This is a genomic window from Salinicola sp. NYA28a (assembly GCF_976982775.1).
Genome location: NZ_OZ334582.1, coordinates 2,730,299 through 2,744,488, shown reverse-complemented (window position 1 = coordinate 2,744,488; position 14,190 = coordinate 2,730,299). Strand labels below are relative to the sequence as shown.

The window sequence follows — 14,190 nt, the reverse complement described above, 5'->3', positions numbered from 1 at the left end:
ACGGCTCACTCGCGATAGGCGGATTCCTTCAGTGCACGGATACGGTCGTCCAGCGGCGGGTGGCTGGCGAACAGCTTCTCCATGACCTTGCGCGTCTGTCCGGTGGTGATGGCAAACGCCGTCAGCGAATCCGGCATCTGGTCCGGCTGGTTGGTTTCGGCTTTCAGACGAGCCAGTGCGTTGATCATGGCGCCGCTCCCGGCATACTTGGCGCCGGCGGCATCGGCACGATATTCGCGGAAGCGCGAGAACCAGGCGACGATGATCGACGCCACCAGCCCGAATACGATCTCGGCGACGATCACCACCACGAAATAGCCCATGAAGCCCAGGCCACCCTCGTTGTCGCGGCTACGCAGGAAGCTGTCGACGACCTGGGCGACTACGCGCGCGAAGAACATCACGAAGGTGTTCAGCACGCCCTGGATCAGCGCCAGCGTGACCATGTCGCCATTGGCGACGTGACCGATCTCGTGTGCCAGGACAGCGCGAATTTCCTCGGGGCGCATGCGCTCCAGCAGGCCTTGGGAAACCGCGACCAGCGCATCGTTCTTGTTCCAGCCGGTGGCGAAGGCATTGGATTGCTGAGCGGGAAAGATCGCGACTTCCGGCATCCGGATGTTGGCCTGCTGCGCCAGTTCGCGAACCGTATCGAGCAACCACTGCTCGGTCGAGTTGCTCGGCTGCTCGATCACCCTGGCCTTGGTGCTCATCTTCGCCATCCATTTGGAGATGAACAGCGATACCAGCGAACCAGCCATGCCGAATACGAAATAGAAGATCAGCAGACTGTTCATGTTCAGCCCGTTGGCATCGAGATAGGGCTCGACGCCCAGTAATCGCAACGTGACGCTGGCGACGAGTACCACCGCCAGATTGGTTGCCAGAAACAGGATGATTCGCATCATCGGTCTTTACCCTCAGTCGTGGAAAAGCGCTACCACCGCCTTGCGCGATAGTCTTAGTTAGCCTGTTATGCGTTATCGCCCGATAATCAGGCAGTTATGAACCGTTAGATACGATTTTCGCGAATAGGTTTCAAGAGGGGAAGCGGCCGCGCAGCGACGCGCGGCCTCATGAATCATTGACGGTAGCGCGACAGGAAGCGAGCGAAGCGGTCGATGGCATCGCTCAGTTGATCCGCCCAGGGCAGGGTCACGATGCGGACATGATCCGGCGTCGACCAGTTGAAGGCCGTGCCCTGCACCAGCAGGATGCGCTCCTGCAGCAGCAGATCGAGCACCATCTGGGCGTCGTCGTGGATCGGATAGACCTCCGGGTCGAGCCGCGGGAAGGCGTAGAGCGCGCCCTTGGGCTTGACGCAGGAAACCCCGGGAATGGCATTGAGCTTATCAAACACCACATCGCGCTGGGCCAGCAGGCGCCCGCCGGGCAGGATCAGGTCATTGATCGACTGATAGCCGCCAAGCCCGGTCTGGATCGCGTGCTGCGCCGGCACGTTCGCGCACAGGCGCATCGAGGCCAGCATATTCAGCCCCTGAATGAAGTCCTCGGCGTTCTGCTTGCCCTGGCCGCCGGACAGAATCATCCAGCCCGAGCGGAAACCGGCACAGCGGTAGCTCTTGGAAAGGCCGTTCATGGTCACGACCAGTTGATCGTCTTCGGCCAGGGCGCCGGTGGAAACGTGCTCGGTGCCATCGTAGAGGATCTTGTCGTAGATCTCGTCGGAGAACACGACCAGGCCATGCTGGCGGGCGATCGTCAGGATCTCCTTGACCACGGTCGGCGGATAGACGGCGCCGGTGGGGTTGTTGGGGTTGATCAGCACGATCGCGCGAGTGCGGGCCGTGATCTTGTCGCGGATATCGGCGATATCCGGCGACCAGTCGGCGGCCTCGTCGCACAGGTAGTGAACCGGGTGGCCGCCGGACAGGTTGGCGGCAGCTGTCCACAGCGGGTAGTCGGGGGCGGGGATCAGCACCTCGTCGCCATCGTTCAGCAGGGCCTGCATCGCCATCACGATCAGCTCGGAAACCCCGTTGCCGATGAACACGTCCTCGACGCCGACGCCGGGAATCCCCTTGCGCTGGCACTCCTGCATGATCGCCTTGCGCGCCGAGTAGAGCCCCTTGGAGTCGCAGTAACCCTGTGCTGTCGGCAGGTTGCGCATCACGTCCTGAAGAATCTCTTCAGGCGCTTCGAAACCGAAGGGCGCTGGGTTGCCGATGTTCAGTTTGAGAATGCGATGGCCTTCGTCCTCGAGCCGCTTGGCATGATCGAGAACGGGCCCGCGAATGTCGTAGCAGACATTGTCGAGCTTGTGCGATTTCCGAATGGGGCTGTTCATGGGGCTTCCGTATGCTGCACAGCCTAAAAAGTCAGGCGGGTGGATAAAGGTTAGAGGGTCAGGGAAGTACTGAATGAAGCCATGAGCCATTCTTGAAGGCGTTCAGGCAGTATCTTCTCGGCGGGCTGCGTCGCCGAGGTTCCAGCATAACGCCGCGCGGGCGCGGCGCAAGGGGCAGAAGCGGCAGGATTTCACCAGCTCAGCAGGGGGAGGGTCAGCCTTCGGATTCGTCGAGGGCTTCCTCGATGGGCTCGGGAATGTCTTCGGGCAGTTCCAGGGTGAGCCTGCCCAGCTTGCCGTCGCGCAGCTCGTGCAGCAGCACTTCCGCACCGCGATGCAGGTTGATCACACCGCCGGCCTTCAGTCCGCCGCGCTTGCGGGCGATCTCGTTCATGATCGCGTGCCCGTCGAAGCCGGCCCTGGCCTGAAGGTCGACCAGCCTGGGGCCGTCGGCGTCCACGATGTCGGTGTCGGTCGGGGGCACATAGACGGGGAGTTCGCTGAGCTTGTAGCGTTCGCGCAGGCTTTCGGGGTAGCGCTTGGCCAGCTCGGCGGCACAGACGATGGCAACGTCGACGTATTCGATCGCGGTGTCTCGAATCGCGCCGCTGGCGGCGAGTCGATAGGCGCTGGCCTGGTTCTCGATCTTGGGCCACAGCACGCCTGGCGTGTCGATCAGCGAGACGCGGCCGTCGATTCGGATCTTCTGCTGGCGCTTGGTCACCGCCGGCTCGTTGCCGGTCTTGGCGATCTTGCGGCCGGCCAGCCCATTGATCAGGGTCGATTTACCCACGTTGGGTATGCCCATCACCATCACGCGGACATCGCGGTCGGCGCGTACCTGGCCTGCCAGTTCATGGCAAAGCGCCGGGATCTGCTTGAGCTCGCGAGCCTGGGTGGTGGTGACGGCAATGGCGCGGCTGTCCGGCTGCGCGTCGAAGAACGCGACCCATTGTTTCGTGGCTTCGGGATCGGCCAGATCGGCGCGGGAAAGAATCTTGAGGACCGGCTTGTGCTCGGTGAGTTCGGCCAGCATCGGGTTGCCGCTGGAGTAGGGCAGACGGGCATCGAGTACTTCGATCACCACGTCGATTTCCGGCAGCGCCTCGGTGATCTGGCGCCGCGCCTTGTTCATGTGTCCGGGATACCAGCCGAGCATACCTGTCTCCTGCCTACTTTTTATGCCTGCGATGACTGCGTCTTACCTGTCGGGCAAGCCCAACGAAAAACGGGCAGCCATCTTACCAGAATGGCTGCCCGCGCGGCGTGAACCGACGGCGTGGATTATTCGCCAGCGTGGAACGTGATCGCCACGGAGTTGATGCAGTACCGCTGGCCGGTGGTTTCCGCCGGGCCGTCCGGGAAAACGTGGCCAAGATGCGCATCACAGCGCCGGCAGGTCACCTCGATCCGGCGCATGCCATGGCTGTCGTCCTGATGCTCCTCGACTGCTGCCGCTGCCAAGGGGCGGTCGAAGCTCGGCCAGCCGCAGTGGGCTTCGAATTTGTGCTCGTTCTCGAACAGCGGGGCGCCGCAGCAGATGCAATGATAGATGCCCTGGACCGGCTCGACCTGATAGTCGCCGGTGAAAGGCCGCTCGGTGCCTTTCTCGCGGGTGACGTGGTACTGCTCGGGAGTCAGCTGCTCGCGCCACTCGGCTTCTGTCTTCTGTACCTTGCTCATGTTCGCTCTCCTCATCGCTTTGGCACTATTCGCTTCGGCTGCGTGCCCTGCATTACAGGCCATTTGTCGGCCGCTGACCAGCCTTGATTGGGTTGTGGTGAAAATCGGTGAAATCAATCGCTTGACACCTCAAAAACGGCTCAGTAACATACGCGCCACTTCGACGGAGCCGAGACATCACGTCCCATTCGTCTAGTGGTCCAGGACACCGCCCTTTCACGGCGGTAACAGGGGTTCGAACCCCCTATGGGACGCCACTCGGTTCAAGCGAAGTACGGTGCGGGAATAGCTCAGTGGTAGAGCATCGCCTTGCCAAGGCGAGGGTCGGGAGTTCGAATCTCCTTTCCCGCTCCATTTTTTGGTAGCGTCAGATAGGCAGTATGGGTCGTGAGCCGGAACGCCGGTCCGATCGATCTCCTTTCCCGCTCCATTTTTTGGTAGCGTCAGATAGGCAGTATGGGTCGTGAGCCGGAACGCCGGTCCGATCGATCTCCTTTCCCGCTCCAATATGCGTCCCATTCGTCTAGTGGTCCAGGACACCGCCCTTTCACGGCGGTAACAGGGGTTCGAACCCCCTATGGGACGCCACTTTCATGATCGCCAGATCATGGCGTCGTCACCGAAAGGTGCCGGCAGCGATAAGCGGGAATAGCTCAGTGGTAGAGCATCGCCTTGCCAAGGCGAGGGTCGGGAGTTCGAATCTCCTTTCCCGCTCCATATCGCAAGCGTAGGAACGGTAGGCGAGGGTCGTGAGCTGGAACGCCAGCCCGGTCGATCTCCTTTCCCGCTCCATATCGCATCTCTTCTTTTGCGTCCCATTCGTCTAGTGGTCCAGGACACCGCCCTTTCACGGCGGTAACAGGGGTTCGAACCCCCTATGGGACGCCACTTTCATGATCGCCAGGTCATGATGTCGCCGCCGGAAGGTGTCGACAGCGATAAGCGGGAATAGCTCAGTGGTAGAGCATCGCCTTGCCAAGGCGAGGGTCGGGAGTTCGAATCTCCTTTCCCGCTCCAGTTTCTGTGATATCTGAAGCGTGATCGAGGGTCGTGAGCTGGAACGCCAGCCCGGTCAATCTCCTTTCCCGCTCCAAATTACGTCCCATTCGTCTAGTGGTCCAGGACACTGCCCTTTCACGGCGGTAACAGGGGTTCGAACCCCGGGCGCCACTCTCTTCGGTTTCTCTCGGATCAGGCTGGCGGCATTGCGGCGTAGTCGGAATTTCCGACGTTGTTCTTATCGGGCCATCCATTCGTCTGCTAAAGATTGAACCCGGCGGGATTGCCCCCATATTGGCTGGCACCTCGTATCGCTTGATGTTGCGAACCTTGATTTCATAAACATGGCAGGAAACCCTGATGGCAGAACCGGCACTGTCCATCCGCGGGCTGACCAAAGTCTACGGTAATGGATTTGAGGCCCTGAAGGGCATCGATCTCGATGTCGCTCAGGGCGATTTTTTTGCATTGCTTGGCCCCAACGGGGCAGGCAAGTCCACCACGCTCGGCATCGTCTGCTCCCTCGTCCAGAAAACGGCGGGGCAGGTGAAGATCCTCGGCATCGATATCGACCAGGACTTTGCCAAGGCCAAATACGCCCTTGGGGTGGTGCCTCAGGAGTTCAACTTCAGCCAGTTCGAGAAGGTCGAGGACATCATCCTCACCCAGGCCGGCTACTACGGCATGCCGATGAAGGAAGCCAGGCCGCGCTGCGAACGCCTGCTCAAGGATCTTGGCCTGTGGGACAAGCGCAACGGCGCCGCCCGCATGCTTTCCGGCGGCATGAAGCGCCGGCTGATGATCGCCCGCGCGCTGATCCATCGTCCGCGTCTGCTGATTCTCGACGAGCCTACCGCCGGCGTGGATATCGAACTGCGTCGCAGCATGTGGGAATACATGCGGCGGATCAACGAGGAAGAGGGCACCTCGATCATCCTGACCACGCACTATCTCGAAGAAGCCGAGAGCCTGTGTCGCAACATCGCGATCATCAATCGCGGCGAGATCATCAAGAACACCTCGATGCGGGGCTTGCTGACCGAGCTGGATACCGAAACCTTCCTGCTCGATCTTGCCGAGCCGCTGGAGACGGCGCCGCTGGTCCAAGGCTTCGAGATCGAGCGGGTCGACTCGCACCAGCTGGCGCTGTCGGTACGGAAAGGCACCGATCTCAACGACGCCTTCCAGCAACTGACGGAGCAGGGCGTACGCGTGCTCTCGATGCGTAACCGCGCCAATCGGCTGGAAGAACTGTTCGTGTCGATGACCTCGCAGCCGGAGGCCGCGACCGGTATCGACAAGCAACCCGAGACATCCCCACAGGCCAAGGAGACGGCGTCTTGAATACCCGGCAACTGCTGATTTCTCTCTGGACCATGGTGGTCAAGGAAGTACGCCGTTTCCTGCGAATCTGGCCGCAGACGCTGGTGCCGCCCTCCATCACCATGACGATGTACTTCATCATCTTCGGCAACCTGATCGGCTCCCGCGTCGGCGAGATGCACGGCATTTCGTATATGTCCTACATCGTGCCGGGGCTGATCATGATGTCCGTGATCACCAACAGCTACTCCAACGTGGCCTCGTCGTTCTTCTCCAACAAGTTCCAGCGCAGCGTGGAAGAGATGATGGTCTCGCCGATGCCCAACTGGGTCATCCTGGCCGGGTTCGTCATCGGCGGGGCGGCGCGCGGGCTCGGCGTGGGGCTGATCGTGACGGTGGTGTCGCTGTTCTTTACCCATCTCGACCTTCACCATCCGCTGCTGACCCTGATGGTGGTGATCATGACCGCCTTGCTGTTCTCGATCGGCGGTTTCGTCAACGCCCTGCTGGCGAAGAAGTTCGACGACATTTCGATCATTCCGATCTTCGTGCTGACACCGCTGACCTACCTGGGCGGCGTGTTCTACTCGATCGATCTGCTGCCGGAGTTCTGGCAGAACGTGACGATGATCAACCCGATCCTCTACATGGTGAACGCCTTCCGCTACGGCATTCTCGGTATCTCCGACATTCCCGTCGGCGGCGCGCTGGTCGCCATTGCCATCTTCATCGTCGCGTTCTGGTTCCTGGCGCTGTGGATGCTCAATCGCGGCAAGGGGATTCGCTCATGAACCAGGATCGACCGCAGACCCTGGTCGACGCACCGCTCGGGGAAGTCTCCAGCTATCCCGAGCGCTACGACGCCTCGCTGCTGTTTCCCATCGAGCGCGCGGCCAACCGTGCGCCGCTGGGCATCGAGGCATCGTCGCTGCCCTTCGTGGGTGGCGACGAGTGGTGGGCGTTCGAACTCTCCTGGCTCGATCTGCGCGGCAAGCCGGTCGTGGCCGTCGCGCGCTTCCGGTTGCCGGCAGACTCGCCCCGGCTGATCGAATCCAAGTCCTGGAAGCTCTACCTCAACAGCTTCAACCAGACGACGTTCGCCGACCGCGAGGCGGTGATCGAATTCCTGCAGCGGGACCTGAGCGCGGCCGCCGGAGCGCCGGTCACCGTGGAGCTGTTTGGTGTCGATGACGCCGCGCTGGCGCCCCGGCCGACGGCTGGGGAGTGCATCGACGAGATCGAAGTCGATATCGACCGCTACACGCCGTCACCGGCGCTGCTTGCCTGCGACGAGGGCGATGTCGTCGAGGAGACGCTGCATTCCCACCTGCTCAAATCCAACTGCCCGGTCACCGGCCAGCCGGATTGGGGAAGCGTGCTGATCGCCTACCGTGGCCCGCGGCTCGATCGCGCCGCCCTGTTGCGATACATCGTCTCCTATCGCCAGCATCAGGACTTCCACGAGCACTGCGTCGAGCACATTTTCGTCGACCTGATGGCGCGCTGCCGTCCGCAGGCGCTGCTGGTGATGGCACGCTACGTGCGTCGCGGCGGGCTGGATATCAACCCATGGCGTGCCACGCCGGGTTGGGCGCCGGAACTGCCCGCACGGCTGCTGCGGCAATGACGCTTTTGACGTAGAGTCAGGCGACCAGGCATTGAGTCTCATTACCGGTATCGTCGAAGGAGCTACACATGGATGCCATGACACTGCTGCACGAGCGCCGCTCGATGGGCAAGTTGGCCGGTCCGGCACCGACCGCCGAGCAGCTGGACGCGCTCTATCGCGCGGCGTTGCGGGCGCCGGATCACAAGGAAATGACGCCATATCGATTCATCGAGATCAGCGGGGAAGGGCTCGATAGGCTGGGTGAACTCTTCGCCCAGTCCGATTACCAGGCCAACCCGCATATCGACGACGGTAGCCTCGACGCCGCCCGCAAGAAGCCCAAGCGCGCCCCCATGATCATCGCCGTGATCGCCAGAATCACCCCCGATCTGCCCAAGGTACCGCCGGTAGAGCAGATCATCTCGGCCGGCTGTGCCGCCCATGCCATGCTTTATGCCGCTTACGCGCAGGGGCTCGGCGCCATGTGGCGCACCGGCACCTACGCGCACGACAAGATCGTGTGGCGTGGTCTCGGCCTCGGCGAACATGAAGAGCTGATCGGCTACCTCTACCTGGGCCAGGCAGGAGGGCGCTACCCCAGCGCGCCGGCGCGCAATCCGGACAAATACGTGGAGCGCTGGTCCTGACTCGGCGGCCTGTCGTGCACGAATAACGTAAAAGGTCGCCGGAAAAGGAAAAATGGCTTGCGATCACAGGTTTAGCTCGATACTATGTGCGCCGTTCTGAACGCAGCGGCACAGCCATTGCGAACGGAATGACAATGCGGAGGGGTGTCCGAGTGGTCGAAGGAGCACGCCTGGAAAGTGTGTAAGTCGAAAGGCTTCGAGGGTTCGAATCCCTCCCCCTCCGCCACGAATTTTGATTAAGCCGCTGATTTCAGCGGCTTTTTCTTTGTCTGTATCTTTTTGACCCACACTTTGACCCACACCTAGCACCTGGCTTCCATAGGCTCCTTCAAGACGTCCTTGGACGGCCTTTCTCCCGTGCTGTCGCTCTTCCTGCAGCTATGCCTCATCTGAGCAGTCATTTCCTAATTCAGGAATGACAGCCGTTCAGGTTTTCGGTACTGTCGTCCTAAGTTTTGTGAGCAGCCGTGAGCTTGGGAGTGGTGACATAGCGTTTCTAGCTTTCTCTTCGGATACACCCATGCAGCTGACACAGTGGGATTGGTGCTGGTTTCTCGGAGAAAAAGACGAACTGAAGCCGCAATCCGCTGCACGAGGGGATGTACCTGCTGGTGCACGGCGAGTGGCGCATCAAGCGGGTGCTGCGCGTGGCCGCCGGCGCCTGGCTTCAGATCAGCGATAACCAGCGCTATGAGAAAGAATTGATTAAGCCTCAGGACATGAAGGACGTGAAGATCCTGGAGCGGTGTGAGATTCGGATTACGCTTTGTCTGAAAAATGATGTCTTGCTAGCCTTTCCTCCCTCAGACTTGGAGGTATTGTCATGGCAGGACGTTACGAGATTTCCGATCAGGGTTGGACATTGATTGAAGATATCGTTTCGCCTGGCACGCCCGCTGGGCGTGGACGCCCACGCCGCGATGACCGGCAGATGCTCAACGGCATCTTCTGGATCCTCTGTTCCGGCGCCAAATGGCGGGATCTGCCCGAACGCTTCGGCCCATGGAAAACGGTCTACCAGCGCTTTCGTCAGTGGCGAGATGACGGCACACTCGAACGCAGCCTGTCACGCCTTCACCTGAAGCTTCGGGAAGATGGTTACATGGATCTCGATACCTGGATGGTGGACTCCACCTCGATTCGAGCGACTCGCTCTGCCGCTGGTGGCAGTAAAAAAGGGGCTCTGGAGAACGGGTAGGCCATGCGCTTGGACGAAGCCGAGGCGGCCTGACCACCAAGATTCACCTGGTTTGCGATGCCAATGGCGTTCCCCTGAGCTTCCTGCTATCGCCTGGTCAGCATGCCGATTCACGCTATCTCGTTCCTGTCATGGAGCAGATCCGCTTGCCAGGTCATACGGGACGTCCCCGCAAGCGCTGCCGCCATCTGCTGGCCGACCGAGGTTACGATAGTGATCGATTGCGTCGCTACTGCGACCGGTACGGAATACGACCGACGATCCGGCACCGACAGATGCACCGTCGCCCCAAGCCAGGACTACCCCGCCTGTTCGAGCGCCCGCGTTATCGGCGTCGCAATGTGATAGAGCGTCTATTTGGCTGGATGAAGGAAAAGCGGCGACTTTGTACTCGCTACGACAAGCTGGCAAAAAGTTACCGTGCCATGGTCACGCTGGCCTGCATCGAGCGCTGTTTACGGGTCTATTTTTCAGACAGAGCGTAGGAAAGTGTTGTGAATAATTAGGTCTATTAAAGAGGGAGAGCGCTTTGTTAAAGTTTTTCCTATTTTATTTTTCATCTATCCTGAGATGGAAAAATGCAGCTTAAGATTCTCTCAGCTTTTTTTATTTTTTGCGGATCATATTTGCCGCTTAGCATAATCCTTCTGATTAAGGACTTTGATGAGGTTGCGCTGAGTGATGATATTTGCTGGGGGTATTTTTCTGGTGAGAGAACATGCTACATACCGTTCTCTAATCCTTTCTTGAGTTTTGGTGCGGTTGCTTTTTGCTTGTCTTGTCTGCTTTTGTCCCTTTGGATTCTCAGCCGGATCAGATGTAAGCATGAAGTCAAGGTTGTCGAAGTTAAACATGTGCCAATGGATTTGATGAATTATGTTTTGCCTTATCTGGTTGCATTTATATCCATAGAGTACTCAGAGTCCAAAGAGTTTCTTGGGTATTTAGTTTTTTTAATGTGGCTTTTTTGGATAACCTACAAGACGGGGCGGGCTATTTTGAATCCCGTGCTTGCTGTCTTCAACTGGAAGCTTTATGAGGTTTCTTATGTTTTAGGGGATAATGGGGCTAAACGAACGGGTGTTATGCTATCTAATTCAGAAGTTATTCCTACAGAGTACGTAAATCATAACAAAGTACAGGATGTAATGATAGTGCGGAGGGAACAATGAGTGATGATTTAAAATCTCTCAAAGAGTTTGATTTTGATAGCGCCAATGTTCATCTTTGGGTATTCAAGACTGGTGTGGATGCAAATAATAAGCAGCTTCCAAGATATACTGGGCGCTGGGTAGAGACGGGACAATATCTTGATGATGGCTTGTCAGAGGTAGCACAGACCGTTGTTGAGGACGTAACAGAGATAACGCCGTACAACATTTTGGCACAAAACAATGAAGGCAGTGCTCTTACTATACCCTTTGAAGAAACGCATGTGGGGTTGATTGTCGATGCCTGTTATGAACAAGATGATAAAAGAAGAATAGATAAAGTGAAGCATCTTACAAATGCCGTTTTTTATGTGGCTAAATTTGTAAGGAATGGTGGGGTCGTCTATGGGATAAAAAGGACTCCTCCAGAGTGGAAGAATGTTAAGCGTCGCAATGTAATCTCTGTAAATAAATAAGGTAATCCCCCGGCTTTGCCGGGGGACTACCCGAGGTTTGACCGTGTGATGCGGTCAAAGGGAACCTCCAATCTCGGCCAAGAGATAGGAAGTTCCCAATGAGAGAGTACCAGAGTCTTGCTCACACAACATGGAACTGCAGGTATCATGTCGTGTTCATCCCCAAAAAGCGAAAGAAGGCGATCTTTGGTGGTATCCGAAAACACCTTGGTGAGGTGTTCCATGAGCTGGCAAGACAGAAGGAGTGCCAGATCGTAGAGGGGCACCTGATGCGTGATCACGTTCACATGTGTATCAGCATCCCTCCGAAGCACTCGGTGTCACATGTGGTTGGCTACATCAAAGGTAAGAGTGCGATATCTATAGCCAGAAATTTCATGGGCAGATCGCGAAATTTCTCTGGTGAAAGCTTCTGGGCGAGAGGTTATTTCGTCTCGACAGTAGGGCTTGATGAAGGAATGGTAAGGGCCTATATCCGGAATCAGGAAAAGGTGGATGAGCATTATGATCAGCTCAAGTTTGGAATGTGAGGCAGCCGCCTTCAGGCGGCTCAGATTCTTGCCCCTTTGAGGGGCTAACAATATAAAGCCCCCGGCTTTGCCGGGGGATACTTACTTTTCGGGATGAAGAGCTGGAGGTTGAGGAGGCGGATACGTTTTCTATCCAAAAAACATTTGATGTTTTGGTGTGTGGATCCACTGTGTTTGCGCTTCACAAGAATAATTGTGAGTCTATTCTTAACTATAAGCAGGCTCATCTGGATAACTTTGATCAGCTTAACCAAGATTCAGATTTTGTGGATCTTTTCGACGATGTTGAGCCGATTAAGAAATATGTTGGTCGAGATAAAATTCAGCTAAGGAGAGCGGCTGCTATTCAGGAAAAGGGGTATTATAGAAACTCCGATTTTATTAAAAGTTTGATAGCAAACAAGGATCGGCTAAAGCTTAATATCTCGGTTGATGGCAATAATAGGATTGTTGTTACTGAAGATGCTTGTCGAGATATATTTCAAGCTCTCCTCGATCATCGTTTGATCTCACATTTTCAAGAAAATGTTTATGACGTTCAACACACTGTAGATGTGCCATAAATCATGTGCGGCCGCTTTGCTCTTTATAGCCCATACCCCGCCTCATTCACGAGGGTGCTGATTGAGCGGTCTGAAGGTACTGACTGGTGGCATCGCTTATCAGGATCGGCTTCTTCAGCGCGAATAGCTGTTGAGTAATGCCAAAACGCTGAAATTTCCCCGCTTCCTTATAGCTCTTTGGAATCAATGGCGACCGTCCAAGCAGCCGTGATCGCCGCCCGCCGCTCCGGTCGCTCGCTTTCTGATGCTGTGGTGGTCTCGCAGAAGCGTCAGCTCAGTGCGGTCAGCTTCGGCAGCCCCTTCAGCAGCGTCGGCCACCACTTGTCGGCGGCGGCACCCAGATGAACGGTGATTCGCCGAGCGTGCAGTCTCAGCGTGGCGGCGACCTTCAGCACCTGCTCGCGCATCCGGCTGAGGCTCCAGCCTTGCCGGGTCTGCCGCTCCAGCAGGCAGCGCAGGCCATGCAGGACCTGGTAGGCGTAGAGGCTGAGCAGCAGGCTCACCTCGTTGCGTGCCATCACGTCCTGAACGGTGGAGGCGCCGCGATCGGTCGACGAGAGGTGCACGTCGAGCGCCGACTTCACCTCGCCCATGTGCGCCTCGGCGCTGCCGCGCTTGCGGTAGAGCGCCAGGACCTTCTCCGGCGGCCAGTCGAACTTGCCGAGGTTGGTGACCAGGAAGAAGGCATGCAGCAGCAGGTCATCGGGGCGTTCCTGCACCACCAGCACCACGCGACGCGGTGCCGACCAAGAGCCCGCTTGATACTCCAGATCGTGGCACCACTCGCGAGGCTGCTCGGGTGGCCGGCCGGGTGGCCGCTTCAGGTGCGGTGCCGCCAGTTTCTGCAGGCCGGAGTGACTGCGCAGTCGGCCCAGGTACTCGATGTCGCACTCTTCCAGGGCCTCCAGCGTCGCGTTGTCGGTGAAACCGGCGTCGATGCGCACCCGAACCTGGGCGCCGGTGCTCTCGTTGAGTCGCCGCACCAGATGCGGGATCCAGGTGTCGGCGTTCTCGGCCGGGCCGGCGTTGCCCTCGCGCAGCAGGCCGCCCACCATGTCGCCGGTTTCTGCCAGCGAGGCGACCAGCGGTGAATAGATCCGCGCGCCGTACAGGCCATGATAGGCCGAGCCGCCCTGGTGGCCGTGGACCTCGATCGGCAGGCCGTCGATGTCCAGCGTCAGCTGCTTGGGGCGCTCGCCGTTCTTCAGCGCGGTCAGGCGCCAGATCACCAGTCGCAGCAGGCCTTCGTGCACGGCATCGATATTGTCGCAGCGCCCGAGGCAGGTCAGCAGCCGCGACAGCGTGGCTTGAGAGGGCCGGTCCTGGGCCAGGGGCGTTGTCCCGCGCGCATCGCTGCAGGCCAGCTGCCAGAGCGGATCACGGCGCAGCGTGTCGGTATCGCTGAGGTCGATCCAGCCCATCGCACGCTGCAGCACCAGGGTACGCAACTGGCTGGCCAGCGAATGAAGGATGCGCAGCGGGTGGCGTCGATCGACCAGATTGTCTTCCAGCGCCTCAATCACGCCGCTGTTGTCGAGGGCCTCACGCAACAGCAGAGCGCCGCTGTCGCTGGTAGTGCGCTGGCCGCTCAGCTCAACACGGACAGCGCCGTTGCATGAGGGCGTCCAGGTGGATAGGCTTTCACCCATAGCGGATGGCTCTCTTGGTTCAGATTCTTGGCGGAACACACTGAATTTTCAAGA

The 14,190-nt window shown here is 58.4% G+C and carries 15 protein-coding genes and 7 tRNA genes; 17 read left to right on the top strand and 5 right to left on the bottom strand.

All coding sequences use genetic code 11. From position 1 onward, the window contains the following. Nucleotides 1-5: 5 nt before the first annotated feature. The 4 genes from htpX to msrB form a co-directional block, all read right to left on the bottom strand. A complete protein-coding gene (htpX, locus tag ACWHY3_RS12425) occupies nt 6-908 on the bottom strand; it encodes a protease HtpX (protein ID WP_087719578.1) in 903 nt (300 codons plus the stop codon). 173 nt (nt 909-1,081) lie between these two features. After that, nucleotides 1,082-2,308 carry a pyridoxal phosphate-dependent aminotransferase gene (locus tag ACWHY3_RS12420; RefSeq protein ID WP_087719579.1) on the bottom strand — a complete coding sequence of 409 codons (1,227 nt, stop codon included), beginning with the start codon at nt 2,306-2,308 and terminating at the stop codon, nt 1,082-1,084. Nucleotides 2,309-2,522: 214 nt separating this feature from the next. Continuing rightward, nucleotides 2,523-3,467, bottom strand: a complete 945-nt coding sequence (ylqF, locus tag ACWHY3_RS12415) for a ribosome biogenesis GTPase YlqF (RefSeq protein WP_087719580.1) — start codon at nt 3,465-3,467, stop codon at nt 2,523-2,525. A gap of 125 nt (nt 3,468-3,592) precedes the next feature. Then, nucleotides 3,593-3,991: a peptide-methionine (R)-S-oxide reductase MsrB gene (gene msrB, locus ACWHY3_RS12410; RefSeq protein WP_087719581.1), complete on the bottom strand. Its 399-nt coding sequence runs from the start codon at nt 3,989-3,991 to the stop codon at nt 3,593-3,595. A gap of 181 nt (nt 3,992-4,172) precedes the next feature. Between msrB and ACWHY3_RS12405 the strand changes: the two genes are divergently transcribed. The 17 genes from ACWHY3_RS12405 to ACWHY3_RS12325 all read left to right on the top strand — a co-directional run bounded on the left by ACWHY3_RS12405 (nt 4,173) and on the right by ACWHY3_RS12325 (nt 12,487). Next, a tRNA-Glu gene (locus ACWHY3_RS12405) sits at nt 4,173-4,248 on the top strand. A gap of 22 nt (nt 4,249-4,270) precedes the next feature. Next, a tRNA-Gly gene (locus ACWHY3_RS12400) sits at nt 4,271-4,345 on the top strand. Between the two features lie 158 nt (nt 4,346-4,503). Beyond that, a tRNA-Glu gene (locus ACWHY3_RS12395) sits at nt 4,504-4,579 on the top strand. Nucleotides 4,580-4,633: 54 nt separating this feature from the next. Next, nucleotides 4,634-4,708, top strand: a tRNA-Gly gene (locus tag ACWHY3_RS12390). Between the two features lie 95 nt (nt 4,709-4,803). Next, a tRNA-Glu gene (locus ACWHY3_RS12385) sits at nt 4,804-4,879 on the top strand. 54 nt (nt 4,880-4,933) lie between these two features. Then, nucleotides 4,934-5,008 (top strand) — tRNA-Gly (locus tag ACWHY3_RS12380). A 342-nt stretch (nt 5,009-5,350) separates the two neighbouring features. After that, nucleotides 5,351-6,334: an ABC transporter ATP-binding protein gene (locus tag ACWHY3_RS12375; protein WP_448126651.1), complete on the top strand. Its 984-nt coding sequence runs from the start codon at nt 5,351-5,353 to the stop codon at nt 6,332-6,334. After that, nucleotides 6,331-7,104 (top strand): ABC transporter permease, encoded by a 774-nt coding sequence (locus ACWHY3_RS12370; protein WP_087719583.1) that lies wholly within the window; start codon nt 6,331-6,333, stop codon nt 7,102-7,104. Before ACWHY3_RS12375 ends, ACWHY3_RS12370 begins: the two co-directional genes overlap by 4 nt. Then, nucleotides 7,101-7,940: an NADPH-dependent 7-cyano-7-deazaguanine reductase QueF gene (gene queF / locus ACWHY3_RS12365; protein ID WP_087719584.1), complete on the top strand. Its 840-nt coding sequence runs from the start codon at nt 7,101-7,103 to the stop codon at nt 7,938-7,940. The genes ACWHY3_RS12370 and queF overlap by 4 nt, the downstream gene beginning before the upstream one ends. A 68-nt stretch (nt 7,941-8,008) precedes the next feature. Beyond that, entirely contained in the window at nt 8,009-8,569 is a 561-nt protein-coding gene (locus tag ACWHY3_RS12360) for a nitroreductase family protein (protein ID WP_448126650.1), read from the top strand. A 138-nt stretch (nt 8,570-8,707) separates the two neighbouring features. After that, nucleotides 8,708-8,795 (top strand) — tRNA-Ser (locus tag ACWHY3_RS12355). A gap of 373 nt (nt 8,796-9,168) precedes the next feature. Beyond that, the gene (locus tag ACWHY3_RS12350) at nt 9,169-9,435 is read left to right on the top strand and encodes a hypothetical protein (RefSeq protein WP_448126649.1); all 267 of its coding nucleotides are present in this window, start codon (nt 9,169-9,171) and stop codon (nt 9,433-9,435) included. After that, nucleotides 9,393-10,252, top strand: a protein-coding gene (locus tag ACWHY3_RS12345; RefSeq protein ID WP_110650779.1) for an IS5 family transposase whose coding sequence is annotated in 2 segments (ribosomal slippage) — nt 9,393-9,762 and nt 9,762-10,252 — 861 coding nt in all. Because the reading frame shifts where the segments join, the coding sequence is not laid out codon by codon here. The genes ACWHY3_RS12350 and ACWHY3_RS12345 overlap by 43 nt, the downstream gene beginning before the upstream one ends. A gap of 93 nt (nt 10,253-10,345) precedes the next feature. Further along, nucleotides 10,346-10,939: a hypothetical protein gene (locus ACWHY3_RS12340; protein WP_087721092.1), complete on the top strand. Its 594-nt coding sequence runs from the start codon at nt 10,346-10,348 to the stop codon at nt 10,937-10,939. Then, nucleotides 10,936-11,394: a hypothetical protein gene (locus tag ACWHY3_RS12335; RefSeq protein WP_448126648.1), complete on the top strand. Its 459-nt coding sequence runs from the start codon at nt 10,936-10,938 to the stop codon at nt 11,392-11,394. The genes ACWHY3_RS12340 and ACWHY3_RS12335 overlap by 4 nt, the downstream gene beginning before the upstream one ends. Before the next feature lie 98 nt (nt 11,395-11,492). Continuing rightward, entirely contained in the window at nt 11,493-11,924 is a 432-nt protein-coding gene (tnpA, locus tag ACWHY3_RS12330) for an IS200/IS605 family transposase (RefSeq protein ID WP_087721126.1), read from the top strand. Nucleotides 11,925-12,001: 77 nt separating this feature from the next. After that, nucleotides 12,002-12,487, top strand: coding sequence for a Kiwa anti-phage protein KwaB-like domain-containing protein (locus ACWHY3_RS12325; protein WP_448128161.1), 486 nt, complete (start codon nt 12,002-12,004; stop codon nt 12,485-12,487). Between the two features lie 269 nt (nt 12,488-12,756). Here the strand turns inward: ACWHY3_RS12325 and ACWHY3_RS12320 are convergent, their stop codons facing one another. Continuing rightward, nucleotides 12,757-14,136, bottom strand: coding sequence for an IS1380 family transposase (locus ACWHY3_RS12320; RefSeq protein WP_399590022.1), 1,380 nt, complete (start codon nt 14,134-14,136; stop codon nt 12,757-12,759). Nucleotides 14,137-14,190: the final 54 nt, after the last annotated feature.

Coding starts and splice junctions, on each gene's coding strand:
- ACWHY3_RS12375 (WP_448126651.1), top strand. CDS start 5,351: ATGGCAGAACCGGCACTGTCCATCCGCGGGCTGACCAAAGTCTACGGT.
- ACWHY3_RS12350 (WP_448126649.1), top strand. CDS start 9,169: ATGTACCTGCTGGTGCACGGCGAGTGGCGCATCAAGCGGGTGCTGCGC.
- msrB (WP_087719581.1), bottom strand. CDS start 3,991: ATGAGCAAGGTACAGAAGACAGAAGCCGAGTGGCGCGAGCAGCTGACT.
- tnpA (WP_087721126.1), top strand. CDS start 11,493: ATGAGAGAGTACCAGAGTCTTGCTCACACAACATGGAACTGCAGGTAT.
- ACWHY3_RS12320 (WP_399590022.1), bottom strand. CDS start 14,136: ATGGGTGAAAGCCTATCCACCTGGACGCCCTCATGCAACGGCGCTGTC.
- htpX (WP_087719578.1), bottom strand. CDS start 908: ATGATGCGAATCATCCTGTTTCTGGCAACCAATCTGGCGGTGGTACTC.
- ACWHY3_RS12360 (WP_448126650.1), top strand. CDS start 8,009: ATGGATGCCATGACACTGCTGCACGAGCGCCGCTCGATGGGCAAGTTG.
- ACWHY3_RS12420 (WP_087719579.1), bottom strand. CDS start 2,308: ATGAACAGCCCCATTCGGAAATCGCACAAGCTCGACAATGTCTGCTAC.
- queF (WP_087719584.1), top strand. CDS start 7,101: ATGAACCAGGATCGACCGCAGACCCTGGTCGACGCACCGCTCGGGGAA.
- ACWHY3_RS12340 (WP_087721092.1), top strand. CDS start 10,346: ATGCAGCTTAAGATTCTCTCAGCTTTTTTTATTTTTTGCGGATCATAT.
- ylqF (WP_087719580.1), bottom strand. CDS start 3,467: ATGCTCGGCTGGTATCCCGGACACATGAACAAGGCGCGGCGCCAGATC.
- ACWHY3_RS12335 (WP_448126648.1), top strand. CDS start 10,936: ATGAGTGATGATTTAAAATCTCTCAAAGAGTTTGATTTTGATAGCGCC.